We start from the raw sequence: 11,857 nt of genomic DNA on the forward strand, positions 1-11,857 counted from the left end.
ATTCTTCGCGAATTATTGGGGTGATTTCCAAAAGTCAAGGGGTTTTCCGTTTTATAGCTTACATTTCTATGACTATTAATCGGTTTCCATCACTTGGAATGAACTGCATAAGTCATGTTCATAAATGTTTACTTCGTCTACACCAATGATTCGAAGAAATTCCTCCAATTTTTCGTGTTTTTCAGCAAGCGCCTTACCAAGTTGTTTTCCTTTTGAAGTCAAGTTGAATCCCCGGTATTTTTCATAAACGACAAAGTCCATTTCATCAAGTTTTTGGATCATTTTTGTTACTGATGATGGAAAGACATCAAGAGAAGATGCAATATCAATGACACGCGCATATCCTTTTTCTTCAATCAGCAGATATATTTTTTCCAAATAATCCTCTATAGTTTGCGTTGTCACTCTATATCCAACCTTTCTTGCACTTTGTTTACTTAATTAACAGTTGTGTCTCCATCCCTGACTCTTTGTGTCCAGGCAAAGAACAATAGGATTCCAAAGTTACCGGTTGTTCTGCTACAAAAGTAAGGGTTTCCTTCTCACCTGGAGCAAGTGTGCGTGTCTTAATCCCAAGTTCCTTAATTGCAAAATCATGGGGATATGACCCCTGATTGAGAACGGAAAGATAGACAGTTTCTCCTCGATTCACATTAAAATTCTTAGGAGTAATTTTCCATTCCGTCAAAAGGACTTCTACGTAAACACCATTTTTATCCCTTTGGCTGTTTTTATTCACTGATGTTACTGAATTTTGATACCAATAGACCGCAAGAATACTTGCCACTACTAAAATAAATACCAATAAAACACGGAAAAACTTTTTTTTTAACAACATGAAAGAACCCTCCAATAAAAGAACATTTATTTTTTGCTGAACATAAACTTTTTTAACTGAATGCAAATATTTTTCCTATAATCAAATTATACGCGAATCATCATTTTTTGACTACTGACTCTCTAAAGAAAACCTGAATCCGTGACGAAATAGTGCAGGCTTTTCTTTGTTTGCCCCAGCTTATCAGGGCTTGAAATCAGTATGCAATTAGCATGTTCAGCGCACGTTGTGCGAGCCCGAGCCAGTCCTCCGGTTTTTCTTGATTAAAAAAGTCCTGCGTGAGAATCACTAGAAGTGAACATCACGGATTCAAGGAAAATTTTTTTTTTTGTTTGGATTAAAAAATTTATCTTTACAAGAATATGATGGTTCAATTATATTAAAGTTGGTCTAATGCAAAATAAATGTACGAGGTAAAGAAATGGGCATTAAGTGAAAAAAAAGGCGTATAGTAAACATTGATAACAAATAGGGAGGTTACACGATGAAACATCCAAAACAAAAAGCAAGCCAAATTCTTAATAATTCAGTCATTGAGAAAAAGAATTTATCGCGTAGAGCCTTTTTAAAAGTTGGAAGCCTTGGGGCTATCGGATTTGCATTAGCAAATCTACTCCCGGGAAGCTTACAAAGTAAAGTTAATGCAGAAGAAGTACAAGGAAGTAAAACTTCATCTTCCGGTCATGGACACGGCGGACATATGATGAGTACAAAAAAAAATCCGACCGTGATGAAGCACGGGCATGATCCGATGAAATTCTTGACCCATTTTGATTATGGAAAAGAGAGCAAACTCCCCAATGGCCAGACACTTCGGGAATACACAATTGTTGCTGAGGATAAGGAAATTGAAGTGGCGCCTGGTGTATTCTTTCCGGCATGGACCTACAACGGCGCCGTACCGGGGCCAACCATTCGCTGCACTGAGGGAGATCGCGTAAAAATTCGTTTTATCAATAATGGAAGTCATGCTCATACGATTCACTTCCACGGCATTCATCCGGCTAATATGGACGGTTCTTTTGAAATCGTACCGCCCGGTGGAGGCACTTTTACTTACGAATTTGATGCATTACCTTTTGGTCTTCATGTCTATCATTGCCATACTATTCCATTTACAAAACATATTGCCAAAGGGTTGTACGGTACGTTTATCATTGATCCGAAAACACCGCGCCCCCCAGCCAAAGAGATGGTTATGGTGATGAACGGTTACGATACGAATTTTGATGGAGGAAACGAATTTTATACGGTAAACGGTGTTGCATTTTATTATAACGATTATCCAATCAAAGTGAAGGTTGGAGAGAAGCTGCGGATTTACCTGTCCAATATGACTGAATTTGATCTGATCAACTCCTTCCATTTGCATGGGGATATGTTCCGCTATTATCCTACCGGCACGAATCTGGAGCAGTTTGAATTAACCGATACGATTATGCAGGCCCAAGGGCAGCGAGGAATTATCGAATTCTCATTCACTCATCCGGGTCCTTTTATGTTCCATGCCCATGTAAATGAATTTACGGAACTCGGTTGGTTAGGGTTATTTGAAGTGGAGAAGTAAAGGTCGAATCTGTTGAGGGAGGGAAAAAGAAATGGCAAATTTACAAAATACTCAAAAGACATCTGTCCCGAATAGAGGGATGAATAAAAATGGCATCAAGCTTTGGATTTCCGGGCTGCTTCCAATCATCGTATTGGCTTCAATAATCTATGGGATTTTTAATATAGGACTTCCCTTTTTTGGAGCGGGTGGCCCCCCGGTGGAGGAACTTACTTTTGAACGCTTTACTCTGAAAGAAGGGCAGATTATTGCGAAAGTACAAAATACGGGGCACGAGGATTTTACTATTGCTCAAGTAGCAGTAAACGAGGCTTACGTGAATTTTAACGTGGAACCAAGCGATGTAATTCCCCGCCTGGGTTCTGGTACAATTACCATCAATTATCCTTGGGTTGAAGAAGAACCCTTAGCGATAATGGCACTTTCTTCTATTGGAAGCACGTTTGAAGGTGAAATTCCTGTAGCCATATTGTCACCGACATCTGATGGTTCTACATTCTGGATGTTTGCGCTAATCGGTATATTTGTTGGTGTCATCCCAGTTATGTTAGGGTTACTATGGAGACCGTTCCTTGCGAAAATTAATGATCGGTTATATAAGTTTTTCCTCAGTTTGACAGTTGGATTACTCGTGTTTCTTGCTGTGGATGCAATTGAAGAATCTTTGGAAATCTCCTTAGAGCTTCCTGGAGTTTTGAGTGGAGTCGCAATAATTGTGTTGGGTATTTTTACTAGTATCTACGTGCTGGTAGCCATAAATCGAAAAGCAACAAAATCATTTAAGGGAACAGACGGCATCTCTGGGCGATTGGCGCTGGCTTATATGATTGCTGTTGGGATAGGATTACACAACTTTGGTGAAGGGTTGGCGATTGGCGCGGCGTATACGTTAGGTGAAATGGCATTAGGTGCTTTTCTAATCCTCGGATTTATGATTCATAACCTGACAGAAGGCTTAGCTATTGTAGCTCCTATTTCACGAGAAGATAAGAATCCAAAAAAACTTTTTGGCCATCTTATTTTATTCGGCTTGATTGCCGGAGGTCCTACTATTATAGGTACATGGATCGGAGGATTTGTATACTCTAATCTATGGGCACTGATCTTCTTATCCATTGGTGCAGGAGCGATTATCCAAGTTGTTTATGAAATCGTGAAAATGATGACTAAAAAAGATCAGACCATCTTTGGAGATCTTCCCGGTGGATTGGGAATTGTATGCGGTATGTTGATTATGTACATTACCGGATTGTTCGTCATCGGCTAAATAGGAAAGGGGAGATTTCAATTGCTGAGCAGTATTGGTATTCCTGGATTGATTTTGATTTTAGTGTTGGCATTGATTATATTCGGACCAAGCAAGCTTCCGGAATTGGGGCGCGCTTTTGGCACCACGCTTAAAGAATTTAAAAAGTCGACAAGGGAACTAACAGATGATATGGAACCCGAAAGAAATAAAAAGGATAAAAAAGACATGAAGTAAAACCGATTCCAAACAGAAGAGCTTCTCAGATCCTTTACAATTCAGGATGAGAAGCTCTCTTTCTCAATGGGATCATCGATAGCGTTGCAGCATCATATCCAAAGATTTATTACATCAAGTGAGGTGAATAGTATTGCCTGAAGGAAAAATCTCATCCCTCATTGAACACCTGGAGGAACTTCGCAGAAGTATCATTTGGATCTTGATTGTACTAATAATTGCAATGACGGGCGGTTTTTTCATAGCCAAACCCTTCATCAATTATTTAAAAAGCGTCCCCCCTGCTTCAGATATTACATGGAATGCCTTCTCCCCTTTGGACGCCCTTCGGATTTACGTTCAGTTTTCATTTGTCATCGGCTTGGTGGTTGCTCTACCATTTATAATGTATCAAATCTGGGCCTATGTAAAACCCGGATTACATGAAGAAGAGCAAAAAGGAACGCTCGCCTACATTCCTGGGGCTACGATACTTTTCTTGTTAGGATTGGCATTTGCTTACTACATTCTTTTTCCAATGGCATTCTATTTTACTTCTGGAGTATCCAAAGGTTTAGGTTTAACGGAAACTTACGGAATCGCTCAATATTTCTCCTTCATGTTTAACATCTTGATTCCGGTGTCAATATTATTTGAGCTTCCAATAGTAACCATGTTTTTAACCAAACTTCGGATCCTTAATCCCCAAAGATTAAAGAAACTGAGGCGATATGCCTATTTTTTGCTAGTCATAATTGCAACAGTGATTACACCTCCAGATTTTATATCCGATTTTCTTGTTTCTATACCGCTATTCGTTTTGTATGAAATCAGCATCATAATGTCCGGATGGGTATATCGTAAGCAATCCAAAATCTTGGGCAATCATTTTAGCTGAAGTTTGATTATTCCAAGTTTGCCTTATTTATTATTGATGGTAAAAACCAATGTAGGATTGAATTTCTTTAGAAGTGGTGAGCTCATTACGGTAGTACGGTCGACTTTAGTTACTACGGCAATGAGTCCATTGTCGTTTTTTTGTGTTTCAATATATTAGCTGTTGGCGGGACCCCTAGAATACAAATTTCGATGAAGTGGGATACCCATTAAATGGTGGTAATACAAGCGAATAGCTGCACATACACTTTTCAAATCTTTGCTGCGACTGGCAATGTCGTTGTCCGGATGTATGTACGCTAACATTGAAGATTCTATTGATTCCGACTGATGGTTACGATCTGTTTGCATCCATTCCAGATAACGTAACAAGTGCTTTGAATACTTTTCGATGGTTGACGGCTGATTGATAGGAAAAACTGTTCCCAAAGCAGCTTATTACTGAGTGGGAACAGTTTTTTTATGATCGGTTGCTGAGTTGTATGCGCTTTTTTGTGGACATGCATGTTCTAACGGTTGTAGAAGAAGTTAGAATTTTATCAAATATAATCATGCTTTCCTCAAATATGATCATGTTCATTTCTCTTTTGATACGGTACGATTCGAATCAGTCCGTCTTATAGGTGAGCAATGATACTAGATCCATCGAAACCCATAACGGCACGAGACGTTTTTAAATCATCAAAAACATTAAAAAAAGAAAAGGAGTATGCACAATGAATAAATTAAAAAAAGTGACGGTTAAACTTTTTCACATTGTTTTGGCAGCCGTTATGGTATTATCAACTGTATTGACCGCTAATCCGGCAGTAGGATATGCCGAGTCCACATCTAGTATTGTCGTGGATGATACCGTAACCTCAGGCGATCATTATTTTACTTACACGGCAGCTGCGGATGTGAATGGGTCAACGGGATGGGCAGCGGATAGGAAGTCATCAATTATAGGAATTGAAGAAGCCAAGACGCAGCATTGGGTGTGGAATACGAATTACGAAGAGGCCCGTAAGCATACCTATTCGTTTACCTTTAAGGGAACAGGGGTAGAATTGTACGGTGTCAAAAACGACCCGAAAAATACGTTCCAATTGGATGATCAAACTCCTGAAACTTTACTCATTACAGGCGCTGCTAATACAGAAACGCTACTGTACAGTAAAAAAGGGTTAACGAATGGCATTCATACCGTAAATGTCACTTTGCCCGAAGGAGGTACAGGCTTACAAGTCAGCTACGCACGTGTGTACGATGATGAAGTTGAAGTAGAAGTAGAGACTACAGAGATCCTCCATACGAAAACTACGGGAACGAACAACTATTTCACATTTTCGGGCAATTGGGCAGCGGGCAATGCTGAACATACCTGGTCCAATCCATTAGGCGCCAACCCAAGCGATACCTATTACGAAGTGAATTTTATTGGTCATAAAATTGATATTTATGCAGGCAAAAATAGACCTATGGGGAAGGTCCGATACTTGATCGATGGAGTAGAAATAGGTGTGTTTAGTTTGTACAATTCTTCCAATATCAATTCTACCTTGATTACGACGGTGAGTGGATTGACGGACGGACCTCATGTTTTGCGGGCAGAGGCAACAGGAGAGAAAGAGCCAAACGCTACAGGGACACTCATCGATAGTGCGAAAGTCGTTGTCTATCATTCGCCATACCAAGTGAGTGATATTGTACTATCACAAGACAATATTACACTCATTGAAGGTTCACAATATCAAATGAATTTTACGGTGGTACCAGATTATGCGGATATTCGCGATCGTAAGTATAGCTCAAGCGATACGAATATTGCCACAGTAAGTACCAATGGATTGGTTCAAGCCCTTTCTGCTGGAACGGCAACGATTACAATAAGCTCATTAAAACACAACTTGTCTAAAACGCTTACAGTGACTGTAACCGAGGGGAATCCGCAGATGCATGGAAGTATAGTTGATACAAATTCGCAATTCACACAGGATCGTTATAATGAAGTGAAGAACTTAGGTGTAGTAAATAAATCCATTTATGCATGGAAAAATGATAAAGCCGTATCGGAAATTGCATTGATTTCTTTAGAATCCGGCTTGCGTAATGTAAGTGTACAGGCAACAGATTTTGTAAGCGGAACCAACACTTTATCGGCTATTCATATCACTACAACATATATTAAATCTACACAAGCGTATACGGGTATGCCAGGGTATGGCAGCAAAACAAGACCTGTACCGGAGGGGAATCGCGCAGAAAGTAATGATATTCTATATCAAACGACACCGATACAGATTCCATTTAATGCGGTGCAGCCCGTATGGGTTGAATTTGATGTGCCTAAGGATACACCGTCTGGAACCTATGCTGGTAAAATTATCGTAACAGCAGACAAAGTAGATACACCGATAGAATTTACCTATAATCTAGAAGTATTAGACGCAATGATGCCTGATGCAGAAGAGTTTAAAGATGGTTTTGATATTGAATTATGGCAGGCGCCGTATAGTGTAGCCGAATACTATGGTGTTGAGCCTTTTTCGCAAAAGCATCTAGAAATTTTACTTCCACATATGGAGAAATATAAACAATTAGGCGGGCATGCCATTACCACGACAATTGTCGATGATGCATGGGATGGTCAGACTTATAGCGCAAACGAAATTCACTACCCATCCATGATCAAATGGACAAAAAAGACGGATGGTACGTTTACCTTTGATTATTCTGATTTTGATGCATGGGTCAATTTTAATAAAACATTAGGACTTGGAGATAAAATCGTTGCTTACGGTATTGCTCCTTGGCATAACTCCTTTACCTATTATGACGAAGCTGCAAGTCGTCATGTAAGTGCTTCGTTTTCCAGTGTGGGAACGGGTGAATATAATCGCATTTGGAAATTATTTTTAAACAGTTTTGTTGAACATCTAGAAGAAAAGGGATGGTTTGATCATACCTATCTGGGGATTGACGAGAGAGGATTCAGCGCGGCTATTTTTGATCTGATTGACAGCGTGAAAGGGATTCACGGAGATAGCTTGAAAACAGCAGGGGCGATGGATGCTTTTGTAGCAAAAAAAGATTTGGGAATGCGTGTGGATGACCTGAGTGTTGGAACGATCGCAGTGAAAGCTCATCCAACAGAGTTTGCTCAATTTATTATGCAACGTGAAGCACTTGGCCTTAGGACTACCATTTATTCTTGTACGGGTCATATACCAGGAAACTTCTCGCTTAGTTCGCCTGCAGAAAGCTATTGGACGATGATGTATTCTTATGCTGTGGGCGGAGAAGGATATTTGCGCTGGGCCTATGATTCGTGGGTAGAGAACCCATTAGAGGATACGACACATAACGCATTCGAGGCGGGAGATACGTTTCTCATATTCCCAGATGAACGTACGGCTTCAAATCCGACTTCCAAATCAAGTGTACGACTTGAGAAAATGGCAGAAGGTGTACGCGATGTGAATAAATTGATTCTAATGAAAAAAGAAGTTCCTGCTATGAATGCTGATGTGGATAGACTGCTAGTCAAAATAAAACCAAATTATAGTTCATCAGGTTACTACTTATCAGCGGCTGGCAAGACTCAAATTGCGGCAGACATGGATCAAATTCGCCAAGAAATAAAAACGCTAACATCCAAATATATTCAAATGAAAAATAACCCGGTACCGATAGAATCGATAGCCATTCAAGAAGGTGCAGAGACATCTGTTGGTATAGGTGCAACCAAACAACTACATGCCATACTGACACCGGCGAATAGCAGTAACCCAGCCGTAACATGGACATCAGCAAACGAAGTCATTGCAAGCGTAGATTCGAATGGAATCGTTACTGGTAAAAGCGTAGGAACTGTGACCATCACAGTCGCCTCCCAAGCTGATCCAACGAAAACGGCTTCTATTCAAGTTATCGTAGAACGGCCAAAAGTGGATCCAGAGGCTCAGGTGTCTTATTATTCTTTTGATCATGTTACAGCTAATACGATAACGGATAGCTGGGGATTGGCAAACGGAACGTTAACAGGTGGAACAATTGTTGAAGGTATGTCCGGCAACGCGATTCAATTTGCAAAAGAAGACAAGGTCGAGATTACTTCGCCAGTTACATTGACAAAAGATTGGACAGTATCCTTTTGGGTAAAAGATTCCGGCAGCAACGAGACCGCATCCGCGCTATGGGATGGCAAATCGTTTACCGGCAATCAGCTAAGTTCCACTTCCATTGATGTACGCCGCGATAGTACGGAAAGTAAGATGGCTGTACATGTACCAGAAGGTTTCTTAACTTTTAATTACCTCTTAGAGAAAAATAGTTGGAAACATGTTACGGTAACCAGCAACGCATCCAATCTTAATCTTTATATTGATGGCCTATTAAAAGCAACGATTGCTTGGAATCAAAATGTGAAGACACCGCTTTTGGCTCCAACAAAAATAATTGGTGGACGTGGATTTAGTGGAATATTGGATGAAGTAAAAGTATTTAATCGTACATTGACTCCAGATGAGGTGAAAACGTTAAACTACGTGAATGGATTGAATATTTCTGAAATGAGTAAAGAGCTATATATCGGAGATTCCTATCAAATTCAAGCTGAACTCATATCTGACAATCCAGATAAATCGTTAACCTATACTTCTAGTCATCCACAAGTTGTAACTGTAAATGAAAGTGGTATCGTGAATGCGATAAGTAAAGGCGATGCTACAATTACAGTTGAAAACGCGGCTGGCGGTTATAAGAAAACGATAGCGATTAAGGTAGCCAAACACCTGAATATTCAATATTCAATTCCGCAATATCATTTGGACGACGAATATATTACAACGATTGAGAACGGCAAAGGTACAGAGCGACAATATTTGGGGCAGCCGGATATGGTTATGCTGAGCGATAATAAAACATTGATTACAGCGTATCCAATTGGTCATGGTAAAGGTCCTCTTGTCCTGCAAATGAGCTATGATGCGGGGGAAACTTGGGTTGAAAAAGAGACACCGGCTTCATGGGCAAAATCTCAAGAAACGCCTACGATCTATAAATTAAATATGAGTAACGGCAAAGAAAGACTTATCCTGATTACCGGTTGCCCAGGCTGGGGAGATGGTTCGACAGGTTGGAACACATCGTATTCCGATGATGGCGGAGAGACTTGGACAGAGTATCAGCATTGGTATTCAGAGGTTGATGGTAAGCCGCATAAGACTATCGTAGCTATGGCAAGTTTAGTCCAGTTGAAAGATGAAAATGGGAATTTATTGGACAAATGGATGGGAGTATATCACGATTATGGTTACACCAATTACAAAACGTATTTAACTTTTGATGAACATGGCAATGAACAATGGAGCAAGCCGGAACCCTATTTAAGCGAATACAGATCGATTGAAAGCAGCTATCAAATATGCGAGGTGGGAATGTTCCGATCGCCGGATGGTAAAAGAATAGTAGCTTTGGCTAGAAGCCAGTCGCATCAACATAAATCCGTTATGTTCTATTCGGACGACGAAGGCGAGACGTGGAGTGAACCGGAAGATGTCCAAGGAGCCTTGCAAGGGGAAAGGCATAAGGCAGTCTACGACCCAATTACCGGCCGTCTCGTCGTAACTTTCCGTGAAATTACTCTTGATTATAATCAAAACGGCATCATTGAACCTGGCGATTGGAGAGCGGGCGAATGGGTAGCCTGGGTTGGAACCTATGAAGATTTGATGCAGCAAAACGAAGGTCAATATCGCATCATGTTAAAAGAAGATTTTGCACAGAACTTTTATTCAGGGGATACAGGATACGCTGGTATAGTCGTACAACCAGATGGTACCCTTATCATGAATTCTTACGGACATTGGGATGAGGCATTCTCTAAAGCATGGAAAGGCGGAGTGACAACTGATCTAAGTTATATTGTGCAAGCCAAATTTAAACTAGGTGTTATCGACAATGCACTTCATTTGGTAGATCGAAATGAGCTAATAACGACAATTCAAAGTGTATCTCATGTTGAGGAAGCAAAATATACAATACAAAGTTGGCAAACCTTTGCTAAAGCGTTAGAAGAAGCAATAATGGTTAAGGAAGATAACATTTCTACTCAAGTTGAAGTTGATCAAGCTAATTCAACACTTCAAGCTGCTTTTGCAGGATTGCAAGAAGTGCATGGAGAACGGCTTCAGTCTGTGTTGGACGCGCCAACAGAAGTCATTTCGGGGGAAGAATGGATCGCAAGCTTTGGCTTAAGTCAAATCACGAACCCGGTACAGGCCCAAGACATCGTCATTCGATACGATTCGGATCGTTTTGAGTTTATTAAAGCTGAATCCAAGCTGGAGTCTGTCAAGATCGTTCAAATACAAACAGATCATCCAGGGCAGGTGCGATTACTCGTAGCTAGTGTAGGGCAGGATCAAGCTATCCGGACAGATGGGACGTTCATTGAACTGACAATGCGGGCAAAAGTCGGCGATACACCTTCCACGGGGAACATTGAAGTCGTGCAAGTCATTGTGAGTGATTCGGAAGGAGCAGAAACGAATGCGGCCCTCGTTTCCAAAAGCATCACGATTATGCCAATCGATCCAGGTATACTTCTGGATGTGAATAAGGATGGCAAAGTGAGTATTGGGGATCTTGCTATCGTAGCGGCTCATTACGGTAAAAACGTCGATAGTCCGGATTGGAACGCAGCGAAGATTGCAGACGTTAATAATGACGACAAAATTGATGTGAATGATTTGGCGAAGGTTGCCAGAGAGTTGTTGAATTAGTAGTTGAACTGCACCCCGTCAAGTAGACAGTACGATTCGTCAAGCCCGGATTGGGCGCAAGCGAAAAAAGCAGATATCGTGAAGGACTGCGTAATCGATGTTCTAGATCTTGCTGCCATAGCCCTTAATATATTGGGTTAGTTGAAAGGGTGGAAAAGGGAGATGTATGGGAGTTTATCCTACATCTCCCTTTTTGTTTTGCGTTTGTGAGCAATTGAGGACAAAAATGATCAAGTTCACTACAAAAGAGATCATGTGATAGCGCTGCCGCAGGTTATATAATGAAAGCGCCTATTAGGACCAAACACCTAGAGCGCCAAAAATAA

6 protein-coding genes and 1 pseudogene are annotated in these 11,857 nt (G+C 40.7%); 5 read left to right on the plus strand and 2 right to left on the minus strand.

Annotated elements, in window-relative coordinates; genetic code table 11:
* Positions 1 to 120: 120 nt before the first annotated feature.
* Positions 121 to 405: pseudogene (gene mntR / locus RB620_RS26300) on the minus strand (transcriptional regulator MntR); the annotation flags it as partial.
* Between the two features lie 28 nt (positions 406 to 433).
* Complete coding sequence (locus RB620_RS26305) at positions 434 to 838, minus strand: cupredoxin domain-containing protein (RefSeq protein ID WP_308099616.1); 405 nt, start codon at positions 836 to 838, stop codon at positions 434 to 436.
* Positions 839 to 1,322: 484 nt separating this feature from the next.
* On the opposite strand from RB620_RS26305, the gene RB620_RS26310 reads away from it, so the two are divergent.
* The 5 genes from RB620_RS26310 (at position 1,323) to RB620_RS26330 (ending at position 11,531) form a co-directional block, all read left to right on the plus strand.
* Positions 1,323 to 2,405 carry a multicopper oxidase domain-containing protein gene (locus RB620_RS26310; RefSeq protein WP_308099618.1) on the plus strand — a complete coding sequence of 361 codons (1,083 nt, stop codon included), beginning with the start codon at positions 1,323 to 1,325 and terminating at the stop codon, positions 2,403 to 2,405.
* 31 nt (positions 2,406 to 2,436) lie between these two features.
* A complete protein-coding gene (locus tag RB620_RS26315; protein WP_308099621.1) occupies positions 2,437 to 3,672 on the plus strand; it encodes a ZIP family metal transporter in 1,236 nt (411 codons plus the stop codon).
* A 21-nt stretch (positions 3,673 to 3,693) separates the two neighbouring features.
* Positions 3,694 to 3,888 carry a twin-arginine translocase TatA/TatE family subunit gene (tatA, locus tag RB620_RS26320; RefSeq protein WP_308099622.1) on the plus strand — a complete coding sequence of 65 codons (195 nt, stop codon included), beginning with the start codon at positions 3,694 to 3,696 and terminating at the stop codon, positions 3,886 to 3,888.
* A 133-nt stretch (positions 3,889 to 4,021) separates the two neighbouring features.
* The gene (tatC, locus tag RB620_RS26325; RefSeq protein WP_308099624.1) at positions 4,022 to 4,765 is read left to right on the plus strand and encodes a twin-arginine translocase subunit TatC; all 744 of its coding nucleotides are present in this window, start codon (positions 4,022 to 4,024) and stop codon (positions 4,763 to 4,765) included.
* Between the two features lie 715 nt (positions 4,766 to 5,480).
* Positions 5,481 to 11,531 (plus strand): glycoside hydrolase domain-containing protein, encoded by a 6,051-nt coding sequence (locus RB620_RS26330; protein WP_308099625.1) that lies wholly within the window; start codon positions 5,481 to 5,483, stop codon positions 11,529 to 11,531.
* Positions 11,532 to 11,857 lie beyond the last annotated feature (326 nt).

The sequence above is a fragment of the Paenibacillus sp. LHD-117 genome (assembly GCF_030929555.1).
Classification (GTDB): Bacteria; Bacillota; Bacilli; order Paenibacillales; family Paenibacillaceae; genus Pristimantibacillus.

Excerpts from the sequence above, each read along its gene's own strand:
- RB620_RS26305 (WP_308099616.1), bottom strand. The coding sequence starts at position 838 with ATGTTGTTAAAAAAAAAGTTTTTCCGTGTTTTATTGGTATTTATTTTA.
- RB620_RS26310 (WP_308099618.1), top strand. The coding sequence starts at position 1,323 with ATGAAACATCCAAAACAAAAAGCAAGCCAAATTCTTAATAATTCAGTC.
- RB620_RS26315 (WP_308099621.1), top strand. The coding sequence starts at position 2,437 with ATGGCAAATTTACAAAATACTCAAAAGACATCTGTCCCGAATAGAGGG.
- RB620_RS26330 (WP_308099625.1), top strand. The coding sequence starts at position 5,481 with ATGAATAAATTAAAAAAAGTGACGGTTAAACTTTTTCACATTGTTTTG.